The organism is Haloquadratum walsbyi J07HQW2, assembly GCF_000415985.1.
GTDB classification, from domain to species: domain Archaea; phylum Halobacteriota; class Halobacteria; order Halobacteriales; family Haloferacaceae; genus Haloquadratum; species Haloquadratum walsbyi_B.
Window position 1 is genome coordinate 797,641 of record NZ_KE356561.1, and the last position, 16,702, is coordinate 814,342.

A 16,702-nucleotide genomic window follows, 5' to 3' on the forward strand; every position below is an offset into this window, starting at 1 on the left:
GTCGCGACTAGAGGCGGTCGCTCGCGAGCTCACTAACCGATACGATCATTCCACTGGACCACTTCATATTGAATTTCTTGAAGCTGATAATTGGCTCTCGACACCTATGATTGTTGATGAGAAGTGGTTCGTTAAAGTTATCTCAAAACAAAATTCTGTTGTTCACGCACTTTTAACCGCTGGTCGAAATCTTGGGGCATTCTCTGCTGGAACCGAAGGCGAGGGGTTTTTTGAGCATTTTACAACACCACTAGAGATGGCAGAGCACGAGTTCACAGCTGCCAAACGAATGCGTGACCTTGGATTAAATACTCCTAAGCCAATTGAAACGTTTGAGGTGGATAATCTGGGCATTCTCGTCTCTGAGTATCTTCCGGATTTCCAGACGCTTGATGCGGTTGACCGACAGACAGAGACTGATATTGCACCAGTTATTTTCAGGATGCTACGACAGATGCATGAAGACGGACTGTATCACGGCGACCTCCGTTCAGAAAATATTCTTCTGTATGAGAGTGATGTATATTTCATTGATGTCACGAATGTAAATGAAGAGAGCGTTGCTGATGCGATGGCATATGATATTGCTTGCGCATTAGGAGCACTTGAACCGCATCTCGGTGCCAAATCGACTATCGATGCAGCTCTTTCGTCGTACACACTCTCAGAACTTCTAGTAGCAGCACGCTTCCTTGATTTTGTCAATATTCGCCCGGATCATGACTTTGATTCCGCTGTCCTCAAAGGTGAAATTGGAACCCGAGCTGCATCTGCTGAGTCAAATCCAGCAGCATAACGACCGCAGTATTTCTGATTCGTTAGTTGATAATATATCACTAAGTGTAATATATGTGATGTACTCATGAGATCGGTGGGAGTCATCACTATTGCACACCCTGGCCTAAGTAATAGTAGTCATTATCTCAAGTTCAAAGAGAGGTGTGGGTGAGAACCCAGAGTGGAACCGGAAGGTGAAAGGGTGGAGGCGAAGGCGACGCAGTGAAGAGCGGAGGCGAGTGGTAACCGCAGCGGACCCCGAAACACTGCGGTGTGAATGTGATGCGGTGTGCGGTTGTTAGATTTGCCGACTCGACGAGAAAAGCGTCTTGTGTCGGCATATAACCAAAGAATGTGTATCCGGATAAACCCACCGAGTGACTGCTTGTGAAGTACCTCGGGGGCAAGCCCCCCTCCCTGTGTCGACCGCACTACCCCAGCAAGGGAATTTCAGTCCTCCCGATGTTTCCCTTTTCAGTGAGGAATCGGCTGGAAGTAACACCAGAACACACCGCACCGCACCGCAGCGTCCGTGGGAGTCGGAGTCGGTCACTGCCACTCCACCGTGACCATGCCCGGTGAAACCTCTGTCCCCGTCGCACTGCCACTGGCGGGTGTCGAGAGGGGCCACATTTCCAGACTGCTGCAGCCAGCAGTAGATGAAGGTCGGTAATATGTCTATGAGATTTTCTGGCTGTACCCTTTATAACTCATGTAGCGTCATCACTGTGTATATCGGCTTCACCCTCTCGGTCTCGAGGTCACATCAGTACAGTATCAAAGCCCTGACTACTGACCCCGAAGCACTTGCCTCGTTTATGTGTAGATTATTTGAAACTCTGTCGGAGCGCCGACTCAAGATTATCAAGTTCATCGTCTAGATTGCGCTTAAAATAGCGTTCAACACCTGGAACACGACCATCAACGACAAATTCATTGATTAACCGAGTAATATCCCCCGTCTCATTGCGTTCAATTGTGTGCTCACCGGTAACATTCATCATTGATGATTTTCCAACAAACTTGACATGCGTTGGCGGATCTCTTTCAACATCTTCCGTGTCAACTGTTGCTGTCGAGTCAATGAGTGGAATCGGCAGCGCCACCTCCCATGTAGCTGATGTTGGTACGTTATCATCATTAGTATTGAGTGAGTTATCAACCTCATACGTATCTACAACACTAATCGCGTCCGCCCGTTTCGATGGGTCAGCAATAAACTCCCACACATCTGAAGGCGATACCGTGAATTCGAAGACACGCCTGACCCGTACTGTCATACCGCGATTATACATGGCGGTGATAAAAATACTACGTCATCAGAACTTATCGAATCAAAATGTGCGTCAGGGTGATTCTTTGAGACCAATCTGGGAGAGAATCATTGTTTGCTTTGATTTTTGATTCGTGTAGCCAAAATTTATAACCGATGTGAACTCTCCCGACCTACTCACTCACGGCTCGTCGCCGTTCGCTCCTTACCGACGGGGCTTCCAGCGAAGCCGACGTTTCCGTCAATGTCTGCCCAGATGCAGATGCAGATGCAAATGCAGGCTCAGAGAGGCTTATTCGTCGTGAGGCGTGGTGTGGCGTCCACAGCCCGCTCTACTCTACTCCCTCCACAGAGCTGAACAGTTCTGAATTGGGATTTCCTATGCTCTTTCGAGCCATTTGCATCCGCGCTATATCGCGTATCATCAGGTTATCTATAGTTTGTGTTTTCGGGCGTGTCCCTTTCCCTCCATACTCGCTCACTTCGCTCGCTCCCTGAGGAAGGGGCTACGCCCTTGAATTTACATAAAATCATCTACTGTATTACATAAATGGGCATATCAGAAACTACTAGATTAATATCGTCAATAACTGATAGTGCGGCAAGGATAAGATATTAACAGACTGAAAAAATTACTCGACTGAATACTATCCACGAGTTATGCGCCATGTTGTTGATCTTGCCCGACCCCATTTCTCGATATCAACATCATCGGATTTCTCCGCCAACTGGGGTAGTCGTGCTCCGACTTGTTTCGCCGAGAGGTCAATTGCGTCGGCGATATTTTTCGCACGGAAATATCGTTCTCCCGCAGCGACGCTATCGCGCAAGTACGCGACGATTTGTCGTTCCTCTTCGGTGTATTTACTCATCAGTACGATGGTATGTGGGGATTGGGCTTAATCGTTTCTTGTCTGTTCAGTTTGCGCACAAGTTCACACCCCACTGGTCAATAATCAATGAATCTAAATATTTCAGCGAGAGTTCCACGGGTCACCCGACCTGTGGTCGTTTACAGATATGGAAGTATCTCAGAGTATGAAATTCATTGCTGGTATGACTCAATTGACACGTTCTCGATAGAAAGTGTAGTGTGACGATTATGATCAATTGAGGGTAATTGGTAATATAGCGCTGCTATCGTCTTGCTTCGGCGATTTTTTTACCTTCCTCATCGTCGGATTAACATGGCGCCTAACACCCAACAGCCAATTTCACCTACGAGACGGCGACTTGGGCTATATATTCTTACTGCATCTGGTTCTATTATACTTTTTACTGCACTGTATCAATGGTCAATGGCAACGTTTGAGGGCATTTCTGTGAGTTGGATTGAGGCACTTCATGTCGTTGTCGAGACATTCACTACTACAGGGTATGGTGAGGACGCTGATCAATGGAGTTCAACACCTGTGCTTGCGCTTTCGATATTTATGCAATTGACTGGGGTTGCATTCATCTTCACTACGCTGCCGTTATTTGTTGTTCCACTCGTTGAACGAGCACTTGAGCGGAGTCCGCCAACAACAACGACACTTGAAGATCATGTTGTTGTCTCTGCGTTTACCGACCGCGGGGCAGTCCTTGTCAATGAGCTACAATCACAAAGTGTCTCACATGTTGTGATTGAACCTGATCGGAATCGAGCAGTCGAACTTACTCAGCAAGGGTATGAGGTGATACATGGTGACCCTGAGTCAGTTGATACATTGGCAAGTGCAAATGTATCGACAGCTCGTGCCCTCGTTGCTGATGGAGATGACCGTCGGAATGCAAGTGTGATCCTCGCAGCACGTGAATTGACGAGTGAGCTTCGAATTGTGAGCTTTGCCGAGGATCCGCAGGTAACCGATTATCACGAGTACGCTGGTGCTGACCAGGTCGTTTCCCCAAGGCAGTTGCTAGGCAAGACTCTTGCACAAAAGGCTGCATCACCAATCGCATCAAAATTTAACGAGGCAATTCCGATTGGTGATGACTTTGAGATTGCGGAAGTGCTTATTCATCCTGATAGCACGCTTGTCGGAAAGAAGATCATCAACAGCGAGGTTGGTCAACGAACTGGTGTTAATATAATTGGAATTTGGTTTCGTGGTGAATTCGTCTCACCACCATCACCAGAAGCTGAACTTGATGAACATTCTGTGTTAGTCGTCACCGGAACTGAAGATCAGCTCGAACGACTCCGTGTGCTTGCACAGTCACAGACACGACGACATCGACGTGGGCGCGTCATTGTTGCTGGATATGGTGAAGTTGGTCGATGTGCTGGTGAGACACTTGAGTCTGCAAATCTCACGCATGTTATTATTGACCGAGATCAATCCGACACTGGCAGTGTCGATGTGGTCGGGGACGTGACGAATGCTGAGACATTACACGAGGCGGAAATTGAAAACGCTGAGAGTGTTCTCCTTGCGATTGATGATGACACGACAGCTATCTTTGCAACGCTTGTCATCTCACAAGTGTCTCCTCAAACGGAGATTATCGTCCGGGCAAATGATGCTGAGAGCGTTCCCAAGCTCTATCATGCCGGAGCTGAATATGTCCTCGCGTTATCGACCGTCAGTGGTCGTATTCTGGCATCAAGTCTGACCGAGCAGGATGTCATTGTCGCACAATCACAGATTGAGGTTGTTCGTACCGACGCTCCAGGACTTGCTGGACGATCGCTTATTGAGGCGGATGTCCGGGCGCAAACAGGAAGTACGGTTGTTGCCGTAGAGCGTGATGATGAACTGCAAACCAACATTGGTCCGGATTTTGTAATTCAAGAGACAGACACAGTCGTTGTTGTTGGCACTGATGCTGGGATTAGGAGATTTAACGAACTGGCATCAACCTGAAGAGGACACTAAATGTAATGTTGTGACTCAAGTTTCGGTCAATGTGTGCATGTTGTGTTTTTATTGACGGAGAAATCCTGTTGAGAGAATGACTGTGATTACCTTGGAGACCCGCACTATGATTATGATCAACAAGCGAGTCTAAGATTTAACAGTTAGTATGTACCATCGCAAATAATTGATATTAGATAACTAATCTACGTTCAGACCTCAGCGCCAAGATACAGGACGACGACAAGGAAAATCCAGACAACATCAACAAAGTGCCAGTACATAGACGCAGTACTAACGGATACGTGCCGATCAGCGGAGTACTGTCCAAGCAACCCACGGAGTGTTACAACTCCGATCAACACCGCTCCAAGACTCACGTGAATTCCATGCAACCCTGTTAATCCGAAGAATGCTGATGCGAAGATGCCTGAGGTGAGTGTGAACCCCTCATGGATAATAAACTCATAGTATTCATATACTTGTCCACCAATGAACACGACTCCAAGCAAAAGCGTTCCTAAAAGACCGCCAATGAATTTCTTTCGCTTATCATTTCGAATTGCAACATGTGCATAATGAAGGGTTACAGATGATGCAATCAATAACGTCGTATTAATCAATACAAGTGATCCTGTGAGAGTCGGAATGCCAACAAAAATCGAACTCCAGTTACCAGCGCGTATATAAAAGTAGTATCCAAATAATGCTCCGAATGTTGCGAGTTCAGATCCAAGAAATGCTAACATCCCCCAGCGGAGTTTATTTGCGCTTTGCCCGCTTGATTCCCGTGACCAGAAATGACTGACAAAGGCATGATATACCCAGCCGTATAGACCAGCAAGAAAGATACCAACAGCAACAACCATTGTTGCAGGACCTACCATCGGTCCAACAAGTCCACTGCCACTCTGCCCTAAAATGTATAATGCTGCTGCCACATATACACTCGCCGCCCCAGCTGCAGTGACGAATGGCCACCAACTCGCTTCGCCAAACCCCCGAGGCCAGTCCTCAACTGCAGGGAGATGATGCCCATGATCATCCTGTGCTTCTTCGGTACCCATATAGACTCCCTTGCGATTCAATGATTAAAAACCCACTCAAAGCCGTATCTATACGATCTGATACACGGTGCGAGACCACTGACTCATCTGCTATAATAACAGAAACACAGATTGATCATGAGACAGTCTCACGATCAATATCAATCAGCACTTGTTGGACGTCGGTGATACGGTTCTTCAGCAATCCGTGTACGAAGCTGTTTGAGCACCTCACGATCAGTCGTTCCTGACATTTCTTCGACAACCGCAAATACTTCTTCGCGAGAAACCTTCACATCTGTCTCAGAGAGAGCATCCTCAGGGCGTGACAGGAGTTCACGAAGGGTACCAACGGCTAATAAAAATGGAATTGCCCATGCTTCAAGCGTATTCCCATCTTGAAGTGGGATTGTTTCAAGATACGTTTGAGCATCATCAAGAAACGAACCAGCAAGTGACGCTGTCCGCCGAACGACAGTCGCGGCGCCAGCCTCATGTTCGGGATCAACGAGTTCACCCTGTGGGACATCCTCATCATCAAGCCACTCAGCTGGAAGATAGATATTATCCTCATCGGTATAGTCATCATAGACATCTTTTGAGACATTCACCAACTGCAGTAATAATCCAAACTCCTCTGCTGTTTCATATAGCCGTTGTCGTCGTTCTGAGGCGATTCCATCTCGTGTGAGAAGATTTGTGATGAGATTTCCAACTGTTCCTGCCGCATAATAGCAGTATTCTTCAAGTTCCTCACGCGTCTGAATGCGGAGTCCGCCATCATTGGAATATCGATCGACGAAGGTGGTCATTCCCTGGACAAGCTCTCTTGCCGGTGGAATGATAGCTGTTTGAACCTCGTCAGGAAGCGCTTCAAACGTACGAAGAACACGGGGCGCATCACGAACAACGGCCCAGTCATCATTCAATTCACCGGCCGGAAGATGCGGCTTTACAGCAGACGCAAAGGCAACAGCGTCTGTTTCACTTTCAGGATCAAGCGCAGCATCATACATCTCAAGTAACTCTGCTTGTGTTTCTGATGAGATATGTGAGGCATCCTCAATTGTATCCGCAATCCGACAAACAAGGTAGCCAAGACAAATATACGACGACATCGGTTCCTCAAGAACGTCGACGGTAAGCGCGAAAGTCCGTGAGACGCCCTGCACCGACCTATGGCACCAATTTAAATCAGCCTGGTCGACTCTCGGGTGGTCATCCTGCTGAGACATTCGGGGTAGTATGCCAATATGAAGTAAGGATTAAAAAGGTTCGCGGGAGGGAACGGTAACTTGGTATCTCTCAGTGTGTATTACCTCAACCAATGAAATAACTGAATGTATTATCGATGCTGTGTGGCGTATAGGTATCATAATACTGAATATAATTTTATTCGTTCAACTCTAGAAAGTAATCCGTCAGCAACATAGAGCGTATGTTAGAAATAGTCGTTACTAGTATAGATATAAACATAATAGTTGTACATACAGTGATTATTTATCAACTATATAAATATTAATTGACTACACTGCTCGTGACACGACCGGTAGATACGACTATCTCGGTATCTAAACACCTGATATGGTTGCGAATGAGACAGAAGCCGATGGCATCGTGGCACGATATCGTGAAACCGAGACCGAACGTGTGCTTGAGTTTGAAGCAGAGACTGGCGGACAAACAGCTGCAGTTGCACAGAATATAGAGGGATATGCAATGTTGAAGGTACGACCTGACGCAAACGGCGATGAACTGGAGCGATATTATGGATTTGATATGGCACTTGATCACGCCGCAGAATTGCTTAGTGTGAATGTCCATGAGCTTCCAATCCCCGAACCTGCTGCGGATATGGGGATGTAATTTACAGTCATATTTGACTTGAGAATTAAGTTTAATCTGCGATTATCTCACCCTAGTATAACCAGACACAGGACGAGTCATTCAAATATCGTTTAGAGCTCGGAGAAAGAACTTATACGCCCTGTATCACTCGATAATATTCACCTTGGGAGTCAATAGCTGATACTACCGACTTTGATCCCACCTCAATCAGTTGTATCTATCATTCACGCCGCCAGTAAAATCGCGGTCCCAATACGAGATAAGCGAGTGATAAAAACAGCAATCCGAAGGCGAATCCTTCTCCGAGCGTGCCGGCAATGCGATGTCCAAACGGTCCGCTCAATCCAATAGCTGCTAGTTGAACAGCCCCCATCACAATGGCATCCTGGGCATGAAGATCAGGGTACGTAATTGGCGCGAGCATAAGCGCTGTCAGAATTATTACAAGCAAAGAAAGAATAACTGGATTCGTGAATCCAGCAAGCACGCCGGCAGCAAGAACTGTTGCTGCTAATGTTGTTTGGACGCCCTCAGTCTCAGCACTTGCACTATCGTAGGCTGTATACAAACCCAGTCGTGTTACTGCAGCGGCGACAAATAGAGCTGTGCCGGCAAGAGCGAGCCCCCACCAGTCCGATTGACTCCATACGTCGAGAATTGCTACCGCAGCTACTGACGCTGGTGCAACGCCGAATGAGGCAACATCTGCGAGTGAGTCAAGATACTCACCGACAGCTGTCCCTCCACGACGACGAGCAACAACTCCATCAAGCGCATCGGCAATCGCTGCAAGTAAGATGAGCCGTGCGGCAAGTGTGATGTTTACTGTTGCGGCTACTGTAGCAAGAAATCCAACGGCGGCATTGGCGATAGTCACGACGTCGGCAAGTCCAACCCGACCGACGAACCGTGGTTTCATACTCTCAGCAATTCAGAGGACCAATTTACCTCTTTACATTCGCATATTTCGATTGTAGTTACTGACGATAATTACAATTGCTAACATGCACTGCCCGAAAGGTAATAAAACGCTAATCGATAGACGAAGTCATTATTTAGGATCTTAACAATCGTCATTAAATATTCTTACTAATAAGTGATATACCCTTCGCGCTTTCATAAGTATGCATGAATAATAAAATAGTGAATGACGTAGATGGTCCCTCACGTCGGCAGGTTCTCGCATCACTCGGTGCTAGTGCCAGTGCTGTTATCACAACGGGTATGGCTGGGTGTCTCGGTAGCTCTATGTCTGAAAGCGGTGATGCATACGATATCGGAATGACAGCAATCGCATATACACCACAGGAGATTACAGTTACAGTCGGTGAAAGTGTTGTGTGGCAGAACACCAGTTCCCGTGGTCACACAGTTACGGCATATGAATCAGGGATCCCTGATGAAGCATCATTTTTTGCAACTGGTGGATATGAGACTGAGGATGCTGCTCGTGAGGCATTTCGGAATGATCTGGGTGGGCTAATTGATGGAGGTGAAACCTGGGAATATACCTTTGATATACCAGGGACGTATGAATACCTCTGTATCCCACATGAACAGCAGGGCATGATTGGGACTGTCATCGTCGAGTCTACTGGGTGATTGAACCGCCGGATATGATATTCTAAATTATAGAATACTGATTGAACTGAGTTTCTTTATATCGTATATCCGCTCCGTCCGGATCCGTCATGCGTCTCAGTTTAATTGCTGATTAAATCACTATTGGCATATGATATCGCAATATATCAACTATTGGCTATCTGATTTTACTTCTATTAGCAGATATCGCACCTCAATAGTGATTGATGCTCGATAATATTATTCGACTGCGACGTCTGTTTCGCCGACATCAACCGCAGCAGCCTCCTCAGCGGCAACCTCTTCAGGACGAGCTTCAAGCGTTAGCTTCTGCACTTCAACGCGGCGAAGTGGATAGATTGTTTTCGCCTCACCGTATATTGCGGAAGATAGTCGACCTTCAATTGCGCCATCGATTAGATCTGCAAAAGTACGTTCATCGGCGGCATCTTCAACAAGATCAATCATAACGCGTCGAATTGCCTGTTCCTGACTCCGGTCAGCTTTCTTTGTCGTGAATGCAACCGGCTGTAATTGCACACGGTAATCGTCTGTTGTGCGGACGGTGATTGCAGCATCAATCTTCGACGCGCCTCGTCGAATGAGACTTCGTAAGTAATCACGTGCAAGCTCGTGTTTAATAAATTCAGTGTATGCTGCATCGCTCGTAACATCATTTATTTTGAACTTGAGCTTCGTATTATTCTCACCCTGGTCGCCGGTGATATCACCAAGTGTTACTTCAACAGTTCTCCCGTGTATTTTCTCAGGATCGTCTGCAAAGGTTGATCCAAGTTCACTTCGGTCAAATTGCTCTGGAGCAATTATGCTATACCATCGGTCGCTACTCTTCTGTTTTGAAACTGATCGTTCACTCATGTGTTTGTGTTTATGACTGTGACTGTGACTTCGACTTCGTACGATCTGTACGGCACTGTTCAACTGCGGTGATGATGGCGTCTGCCACCGTCAGATTGACTATCGTGTCATCAACTGTTGATTGAACCCCACCAGTCGTCTCGCGGGTTATTGTCGTCTGAAGGGTTTCTGCACTCTTATCAACAGTCATTGACATTGATGCGGTATTATCTGGTCGTAGTGCTGCTGCAACAACCTCAATATCAGTGTGCGTTGTCTCAAGTTGTGCAGTCCGTGATACCTTCATCGGATCTGCATTAGCATGCGACTCTGTATCGATAGACATAGACGTGGATGATGGCGTTGACAACGACTCCGAGTCTAGATCTGAATCTAACGTTGGGTCTTGTCCTTGGGTCACATCCATGCTCGCGCCATCGTCGTCTGTTATATTTTGTTGGTCATCCGCTCGGTACTTTATTTCGTTGTTATCGTCTTTGTGTTCGCAATCTGCATTAGCTGTATAAGTATCAGTTTTCTCTCCTTGATTCTCGCCTGTATCATTATCTCTCATATGTTCGTCCTCATAATTCCTCTCGGGTGAATTCACGAACTATAGCGATGATCTCTGCCGGGGGAATAGTTGGATCGACGCGCACAAGTGCTTGATTCGAATCTCCAATCCACCCGTGTTGCATTTGATTTATTTCACCATTATGATCATTGTCAGTATCATTAGATTCCGGTGACGATGTTGATGCGTTCATGTGACTGACAACGTCATCACTCACAGAGGCATCGGTTGTATCTGCACCGGCATTTGTTCTAAGCGTCTCTGCGAGTGCAACTGCATCAGTATTAATCGATCCCGACTGCGAGTTCACTGTCGATTGCACAGCAACCCCAACGAACTCATCGCATAATCCGAGCACAAGAGGTTCAGGCGCTTGATATCTAGCAGCAAGTTCCACAGCTGTTAGTAATTGTCCTGGGCTTGGAGTTGGAATATCATCTACTGACACTGACACTGACTCTGACTCTGTTGCTGCTGTCGTTCCAGACTCAATAGTATCAGTCGGGTCACCATCATTATCATTTACATTTGCATCTGCATTTGAACTTGGATCTGAATTTGTAGTCGGGCTTTGTGTGTCATCTTGATTGTGACACCGGAGAACATAGACTCCATCATATCGCCCAGTATGCGCGGTTTGTAGTATGGCATGAACAGTTTGTGCATGCTCACGCCAGGCAGTGACTGCTGCATCATTCACATCCTGATTGATTGCGAGTGCAATAGCAGCACCTGGACGCTCGCGCGAAGCCGAACGAAGAACGTCTGCGTATCCTTCGACTGTCGTCATCGGAGCTTCCGATAGATACTGTGGATGAAGAGCCTGCTCAATCGATACTGCAGTTTCAGTCGACGCTATTGATGTTTTGACAATATCGATGGTGACTGCAGAGGCAATCACCCGCTGATCCTCGGCTGATAGATGTTTCAACAATGCTGCTTCGGCGGATCCGCCCGTATTATCACTATCATCGCTAGCCTCAAAACATATGTCAGCATCGGTATCAATTTCAGTCATCATTGTCCGAGTAGCATCGACATCGCCACTGAATGATGCATGAATCAGCGTTGAGTGAGCAAGCCCATCAACAATATTATTCACAGGAATTCCGACTCCTGGCTGTTGATTAACAGAGATCATGTCTGTTGTTGTCAGTGTTTCAAGTAATGATGCAGCAAACTCGGTGTCATTCTTTATTTCCGACTGTGTCTGAGTCTGCTCCTGTGTGCCAACTACTGATTCAATATTGAGTGACGCACCACTCGCAACAATACCGGCAAGTGCGAGCAGAGTGTCAGTTGGTGGAATATACACATCATTATTATCTCCGCTCGCGTCGCTCACAGTATCGAAACTGGACTGGGATACCTGTTGTGGTGTATTGAGTGATTTGATGACGGCATAAACGCTGCGCGTCACCGATTGTTCAAATGGATTGATATTGATATCTGCTGCCGAGTGCGACAGTCCAAGTGCGATACAGAGATCCTCATCCTGATCATCAGCCGTTGGGTCAGCCCGTCCAAACTGGTCGGCACGGATTTGAAATGGAATATTCTCTCGACGAAGCGTACGTGCGAGTAGCCCTGCTGCTGCAATAGCATCACCGTCGCTCCGACATATGACATGAACAAATGCCGTATCCATAAGCGTCGCTGCAACGCTCTCAGCAGAGACATCTGTTGTCGGCATCTCAGAGCGTGTCGATATTGTCATCGTCGTATGTAGTGAGTTGAGCTGAGTCGGTTGGTAGTATGGTGAGGTCCTAGCACGGTGATTGTACGCGTATGATTACTGTATACCTCTGTTATTTTACTATGAACATATATGGAGATTGTCTAAGCAATCATCACGACACCGTCGTATGATCGGTCTATATGTTCTGTATCGCGGCTTTTGTGTTCGGTTTATTCCTCTTCTGCGTCAAGTAACTCGACAGCAACCTCAAAGCTATATGTGAAGTCCTCATCAAGTTCGCTACCACGGTAGTACGAGGCGAGACGACGGATTTTAGATTCAGTGTTTTGGAGTGCGCGCTTATTCTGCATATCCTGTCCGTTCTCGTTGACATGCCGTCTGAGTCGGATTGCGCGTTCCATGAGATTCCGAAGATCTTCGGGGAGCTCCGGCTTTGCGTTATGTTCTTCAAGAATCGTCGTTACTTTCTTATCAGTTGCGAGTTTGATGTCTGGAATTGGAGTTCCTTTGACGCCTTCATCACGGAGCTTCATACCAATTTGACTTGGTTCATGTCCTTGTTCTGCAAGTTCGACAACACGTTCTTCAATTGCCTCAGCACCAACGTCACTCCATTCTGGGGGGTCATCTGCCACCGGTTTGTCCGAGCCGGACGAACCACGGCGGCGGGTATGCATTCGTGCCATTGTTGTATTAGTCTAATGTAGTCAATATATGATTGGAACCGCACAGACCGCAGAAAAGCGGTGAAATAAGAGACGAGTATTGACTCTAGTATCACACTTCCGCAATCCCAAGCCGTCAAAATACGGCGAGTCAGACTTGCGGCCGTGCTGTTCCCAACATAGTTAGCGGTTGAGTATATTAAAAACATTGCGACCGATACCTGTGGAAAATACTAATGTATGAGTCGAAGGGCTTAATATCGTAATTAGGCTAGCTATATTTAGCATGTGGGCTCGTAGATCAGGGGTAGATCACTCCCTTGGCATGGGAGAGGCCCCGGGTTCAAATCCCGGTGAGTCCATCAAAGATCGCTTTTTTATTATCGCAGTCGATTGGAAGATCCTTATTTCAAGACCGAAACGATTAGATCCGCTACGGTATCGGTTTGACATCCTCCTCCGCCTGAACTGAAGGCGGGAGGAATCCCGAGCGTTGAGAGTGGCAGGTTTCCAACCATGGTTGCTGTCACTTTACGGGAACGCATCTCACCCAGCCATCGTGATCAGTTCAAGTTCAGTGGCTGGCTGACTGGCAGTGCCAAACTACCGTTACTCCTATTCTCAGTGTCACTGATTCACTGCTGTTATGTTTGGTTTGCCAACAGCGAGTTAGTGACACGTTGGGAGACTCAGACGTAGAGGTATCGTATCGTTGTGTACTCAACTCACCTCACTGACACGGACACAGACACAGGCACAGGCTTCTCGCCTGCGTGATCCATCGGTGAGCGTTTCGGATACTGTCTCATTACTGGCGGAGAAACCGCCTCCGAAGGTCGGTCGGAATCGCTTCGTTCCGACCTGACCTTGTTAGGACATACGTTATCTAGTTTCTTCACTGTGCTGATAATGGATTCAGCCTAGCCTGTCCTATCCTGTCCTGCGCCGACAGACGCAGGGATTCTCCTTGAATCTCTATAAACATGTCAGGCTCAATTTTCATCATATAGTCAGATTATTTCTTGAGGTGATTACGACTAATGGCATTTTTAATTTTGCACACATGAACTAACCTATGGGTCAGTCCCTCCCCACATTCAGTAAAAAACGATTGGCTGGACTCATTGCCATTCTATCCTTTGGGCTCTCCTCATTATTCGCGGTTCTCGGATTGGGTACTATTGTATCAATCACGTTCATTCTTGGATTTTTCATCCTGATACCACTGATTGGACTGCTTGGTGAGGACTTCCCACTTATCGAAGCTGGCGATGTTGAGTCTTCAGTGAATGAAACGACGGATGACGAGGACCCTCTCACGACGCTTCGGCAACGATACGCTAATGGGAAAATTGATGAAGCTGAGTTTGAGCGGCGACTGGAATTAATGCTCGAAACCGAGGATGTTCAGGAATCCACGACTACCTCAAACAGCGATGATGTATCCGATCAATTACGTGAAATAAAACGTGAATTAGAGTGAACTGTGAGCCACTGTCTGACTCGATACAGAGATGAATATTATATACACTACCTGAGTGATATAGTTGGAGTTACCGATATCAAATCACAGTGGTAGCAGCGCGGGAGCCTACGGCTTCAGCCGTGCGGGTACTGACTGTCTTCATCATATCCATTTAGAATCTCATGATGTAGTCGTTTGTTCGCAGTTAATTCTCACACTCGCCGACAGAACAATACCACTGCCCATACAGTGTGGACAATAATGTCTGGAAGTTACACTCGCAGTGTACTATGTCCGATTGTGACACCATTTACCAGTGGTGATGATAATGACACTAATGTTGATCATGCCGGACTGCGTTCGGTCATCGAATTTGTGAGCGATGCCGGAATTGATGGAATTATTCCATGTGGCACAACCGGTGAATTTGCGAGTCTCACGACAATGGAATATCGTGCAGTTATTGATACAGCAGTCGATGCAACGAATAATATCCCAGCATGCACCGGACAGCAAATCGAGCCTCAGACGGTTGCTACACTGGCTGAACATGATGATATTATTGGTTTGAAGGACTCAGGTGGTGATTTCGATTATATTCTTGAAGTGTTATCAAAGACTGATTCTTCATTTCATGCATTTGAGGGATATGACCGACACTATGTGAGTGGTGTTCATGCTGGAACAGCCGGCGGGATTAATGCGCTCGCAAATGTGCTTCCAGAACGATTTGATACTATCCGAAATACAGCATTTCGAGGCGACACACAAACTGCACTTGAGATTGAGCAATCAGCCCTTGCACCGTTATTCGACTTCTGTGTTGAATATGGTATGGATTTGCACCAGTGACAAAAGCAGGACTCGCATATCGTGGAATCATCGATTCGGCACGTGTGAGATTGCCACTCGTTGAACTTCCTAATAATGCACATTCACGAGTCACATCTCTCATTTCAGACGCTATCGTTGACGAATAGGCGACATCGACACCTTATCATATCCCGCTATCAGATAACCAGTATGCCTGAGAATATGCAGGCTGCTGTTGTTTCTGAACCGGGAGCAGAATTTAATCTTGTTGATCGCCCAGTTCCAGAGCCTGGGTCAGATGAGGTCCGCATTGCTGTCGACGCGTGTGGAATCTGTCATAGTGACGTATTTGCTAAGGAGGGAACTTATCCGGGCGTTGAATACCCACGTGTTCCAGGTCACGAAGTCGCAGGACGGATTGATGCTGTCGGAACAGATGTCGATATGTGGGAAAATAATGACCGTGTCGGTGTTGGGTGGCATGGTGGTCACTGTTTCAATTGTGATGCATGCCGGCGCGGTGATTTTCAACAATGTGTCGACGCACAAATAACTGGATTATCCTATGATGGGGGATACGCCGAATACATGACTGTCCCAGCGGAGGCAGTGGCCGCAGTCCCCGATGAGTTGAGTGCTGTTGAGGCAGCCCCCCTCTTGTGTGCTGGTGTGACAACATATAATGCCCTCAGAAATACGGAAGCTCGTCCAGGTGACCTAGTTGCTGTACAAGGGATTGGTGGTCTTGGTCATCTTGGTATTCAATATGCACATGCAGCAGGCTTTGAAACGGTCGCTTTGTCACGAAGTGCAGATAAGGAACCACTTGCAAAGGAACTTGGTGCTGATCATTTCATTGATGCAACATCAGTCGACCCAGCAGAGCGGCTGAATGAACTTGGTGGTGCTTCGGTCATCCTTGCAACCGCACCTGCTAGCGATGCAATTAGCAGTGTCGTTAGTGGGCTCGGATCTGACGGATCTGTTGTTGTTGTGGGTATTCCAGGTGAACCAATCGAAGCCAGTGGGCAGGATCTCGTTGGAGCCAGAAGTAGTGTTGAGGGATGGGCATCTGGAGATGCACGCGATTCACAGGATACGCTTGAATTTAGTGCTCTTCGTGAGATCACCCCTGAAGTCGAGAGATACTCACTTGATGAGGTCACAACAGCTTACAGCCGGATGATCGAAAATGAAGCACGCTTCCGTGCTGTAATTGAGCCGTAATACAGATACCTGCTGTCAAACGTCGTAATTAGCTAT

At 47.0% G+C, this 16,702-nt stretch carries 16 protein-coding genes and 1 tRNA gene; 8 read left to right on the forward strand and 9 right to left on the reverse strand.

Features of this window, described 5'->3' with window-relative positions:
• Window positions 1–796, forward strand: a 796-nt coding sequence (locus tag J07HQW2_RS03680; RefSeq protein ID WP_048075134.1) for an RIO1 family regulatory kinase/ATPase domain-containing protein, incomplete at its 5' end; no start/stop codon positions are given.
• A gap of 808 nt (window positions 797–1,604) precedes the next feature.
• Here J07HQW2_RS03680 and J07HQW2_RS03685 read toward each other — a convergent pair.
• Window positions 1,605–2,057 (reverse strand): SRPBCC family protein, encoded by a 453-nt coding sequence (locus J07HQW2_RS03685; protein WP_021054004.1) that lies wholly within the window; start codon window positions 2,055–2,057, stop codon window positions 1,605–1,607.
• A 640-nt stretch (window positions 2,058–2,697) separates the two neighbouring features.
• Entirely contained in the window at window positions 2,698–2,922 is a 225-nt protein-coding gene (locus J07HQW2_RS03690; RefSeq protein ID WP_021054005.1) for a DUF7123 family protein, read from the reverse strand.
• 315 nt (window positions 2,923–3,237) lie between these two features.
• Between J07HQW2_RS03690 and J07HQW2_RS03695 the strand changes: the two genes are divergently transcribed.
• Complete coding sequence (locus J07HQW2_RS03695; RefSeq protein ID WP_021054006.1) at window positions 3,238–4,899, forward strand: potassium channel family protein; 1,662 nt, start codon at window positions 3,238–3,240, stop codon at window positions 4,897–4,899.
• Between the two features lie 203 nt (window positions 4,900–5,102).
• Here J07HQW2_RS03695 and J07HQW2_RS03700 read toward each other — a convergent pair whose 3' ends face one another.
• Window positions 5,103–5,957 (reverse strand): cytochrome c oxidase subunit 3, encoded by an 855-nt coding sequence (locus tag J07HQW2_RS03700; protein ID WP_021054007.1) that lies wholly within the window; start codon window positions 5,955–5,957, stop codon window positions 5,103–5,105.
• A gap of 140 nt (window positions 5,958–6,097) precedes the next feature.
• Complete coding sequence (locus J07HQW2_RS03705; RefSeq protein ID WP_021054008.1) at window positions 6,098–7,171, reverse strand: phytoene/squalene synthase family protein; 1,074 nt, start codon at window positions 7,169–7,171, stop codon at window positions 6,098–6,100.
• Window positions 7,172–7,520: 349 nt separating this feature from the next.
• Here J07HQW2_RS03705 and J07HQW2_RS03710 point away from each other — a divergent pair, with 349 nt between their 5' ends.
• Window positions 7,521–7,802, forward strand: coding sequence for a DUF7111 family protein (locus J07HQW2_RS03710; protein WP_021054009.1), 282 nt, complete (start codon window positions 7,521–7,523; stop codon window positions 7,800–7,802).
• 202 nt (window positions 7,803–8,004) lie between these two features.
• On the opposite strand, the gene J07HQW2_RS03715 is transcribed toward J07HQW2_RS03710, so the two are convergent.
• Window positions 8,005–8,703 (reverse strand): protein sorting system archaetidylserine synthase, encoded by a 699-nt coding sequence (locus J07HQW2_RS03715; RefSeq protein WP_021054010.1) that lies wholly within the window; start codon window positions 8,701–8,703, stop codon window positions 8,005–8,007.
• Window positions 8,704–8,912: 209 nt separating this feature from the next.
• On the opposite strand from J07HQW2_RS03715, the gene J07HQW2_RS03720 reads away from it, so the two are divergent.
• Window positions 8,913–9,386 carry a cupredoxin domain-containing protein gene (locus tag J07HQW2_RS03720; protein ID WP_021054011.1) on the forward strand — a complete coding sequence of 158 codons (474 nt, stop codon included), beginning with the start codon at window positions 8,913–8,915 and terminating at the stop codon, window positions 9,384–9,386.
• A 219-nt stretch (window positions 9,387–9,605) separates the two neighbouring features.
• On the opposite strand, the gene J07HQW2_RS03725 is transcribed toward J07HQW2_RS03720, so the two are convergent.
• From J07HQW2_RS03725 to J07HQW2_RS03740, 4 genes are all read right to left on the reverse strand, one after another.
• On the reverse strand, window positions 9,606–10,244 hold the full coding sequence (locus tag J07HQW2_RS03725; RefSeq protein WP_021054012.1) for a 30S ribosomal protein S3ae: 639 nt from the start codon (window positions 10,242–10,244) through the stop codon (window positions 9,606–9,608).
• A 10-nt stretch (window positions 10,245–10,254) separates the two neighbouring features.
• The gene (locus J07HQW2_RS17600; protein WP_021054013.1) at window positions 10,255–10,797 is read right to left on the reverse strand and encodes a KEOPS complex subunit Pcc1; all 543 of its coding nucleotides are present in this window, start codon (window positions 10,795–10,797) and stop codon (window positions 10,255–10,257) included.
• Between the two features lie 10 nt (window positions 10,798–10,807).
• Window positions 10,808–12,514, reverse strand: a complete 1,707-nt coding sequence (locus J07HQW2_RS03735) for a hypothetical protein (protein WP_021054014.1) — start codon at window positions 12,512–12,514, stop codon at window positions 10,808–10,810.
• 191 nt (window positions 12,515–12,705) lie between these two features.
• Complete coding sequence (locus tag J07HQW2_RS03740; RefSeq protein ID WP_021054015.1) at window positions 12,706–13,182, reverse strand: 30S ribosomal protein S15; 477 nt, start codon at window positions 13,180–13,182, stop codon at window positions 12,706–12,708.
• 269 nt (window positions 13,183–13,451) lie between these two features.
• Between J07HQW2_RS03740 and J07HQW2_RS03745 the strand changes: the two genes are divergently transcribed.
• The 4 genes from J07HQW2_RS03745 to J07HQW2_RS03760 all read left to right on the forward strand — a co-directional run bounded on the left by J07HQW2_RS03745 (window position 13,452) and on the right by J07HQW2_RS03760 (window position 16,666).
• A tRNA-Ala gene (locus J07HQW2_RS03745) sits at window positions 13,452–13,523 on the forward strand.
• A gap of 713 nt (window positions 13,524–14,236) precedes the next feature.
• Window positions 14,237–14,644 (forward strand): SHOCT domain-containing protein, encoded by a 408-nt coding sequence (locus J07HQW2_RS03750; RefSeq protein ID WP_021054016.1) that lies wholly within the window; start codon window positions 14,237–14,239, stop codon window positions 14,642–14,644.
• A gap of 243 nt (window positions 14,645–14,887) precedes the next feature.
• Complete coding sequence (locus tag J07HQW2_RS03755) at window positions 14,888–15,478, forward strand: dihydrodipicolinate synthase family protein (protein ID WP_021054017.1); 591 nt, start codon at window positions 14,888–14,890, stop codon at window positions 15,476–15,478.
• Window positions 15,479–15,661: 183 nt separating this feature from the next.
• Window positions 15,662–16,666 (forward strand): alcohol dehydrogenase, encoded by a 1,005-nt coding sequence (locus J07HQW2_RS03760; protein WP_048075459.1) that lies wholly within the window; start codon window positions 15,662–15,664, stop codon window positions 16,664–16,666.
• The last annotated feature ends 36 nt before the right edge of the window (window positions 16,667–16,702 follow it).

Bases quoted from the DNA above. Each gene is read 5' to 3' on its own strand.
- J07HQW2_RS03690 (WP_021054005.1), bottom strand. From the start codon at position 2,922: ATGAGTAAATACACCGAAGAGGAACGACAAATCGTCGCGTACTTGCGC.
- J07HQW2_RS03755 (WP_021054017.1), top strand. From the start codon at position 14,888: ATGTCTGGAAGTTACACTCGCAGTGTACTATGTCCGATTGTGACACCA.
- J07HQW2_RS03735 (WP_021054014.1), bottom strand. From the start codon at position 12,514: ATGACAATATCGACACGCTCTGAGATGCCGACAACAGATGTCTCTGCT.
- J07HQW2_RS03750 (WP_021054016.1), top strand. From the start codon at position 14,237: ATGGGTCAGTCCCTCCCCACATTCAGTAAAAAACGATTGGCTGGACTC.
- J07HQW2_RS03740 (WP_021054015.1), bottom strand. From the start codon at position 13,182: ATGGCACGAATGCATACCCGCCGCCGTGGTTCGTCCGGCTCGGACAAA.
- J07HQW2_RS03725 (WP_021054012.1), bottom strand. From the start codon at position 10,244: ATGAGTGAACGATCAGTTTCAAAACAGAAGAGTAGCGACCGATGGTAT.
- J07HQW2_RS03760 (WP_048075459.1), top strand. From the start codon at position 15,662: ATGCAGGCTGCTGTTGTTTCTGAACCGGGAGCAGAATTTAATCTTGTT.
- J07HQW2_RS03715 (WP_021054010.1), bottom strand. From the start codon at position 8,703: ATGAAACCACGGTTCGTCGGTCGGGTTGGACTTGCCGACGTCGTGACT.
- J07HQW2_RS03710 (WP_021054009.1), top strand. From the start codon at position 7,521: ATGGTTGCGAATGAGACAGAAGCCGATGGCATCGTGGCACGATATCGT.
- J07HQW2_RS03700 (WP_021054007.1), bottom strand. From the start codon at position 5,957: ATGGGTACCGAAGAAGCACAGGATGATCATGGGCATCATCTCCCTGCA.
- J07HQW2_RS03695 (WP_021054006.1), top strand. From the start codon at position 3,238: ATGGCGCCTAACACCCAACAGCCAATTTCACCTACGAGACGGCGACTT.
- J07HQW2_RS17600 (WP_021054013.1), bottom strand. From the start codon at position 10,797: ATGAGAGATAATGATACAGGCGAGAATCAAGGAGAGAAAACTGATACT.
- J07HQW2_RS03685 (WP_021054004.1), bottom strand. From the start codon at position 2,057: ATGACAGTACGGGTCAGGCGTGTCTTCGAATTCACGGTATCGCCTTCA.
- J07HQW2_RS03720 (WP_021054011.1), top strand. From the start codon at position 8,913: ATGAATAATAAAATAGTGAATGACGTAGATGGTCCCTCACGTCGGCAG.
- J07HQW2_RS03705 (WP_021054008.1), bottom strand. From the start codon at position 7,171: ATGTCTCAGCAGGATGACCACCCGAGAGTCGACCAGGCTGATTTAAAT.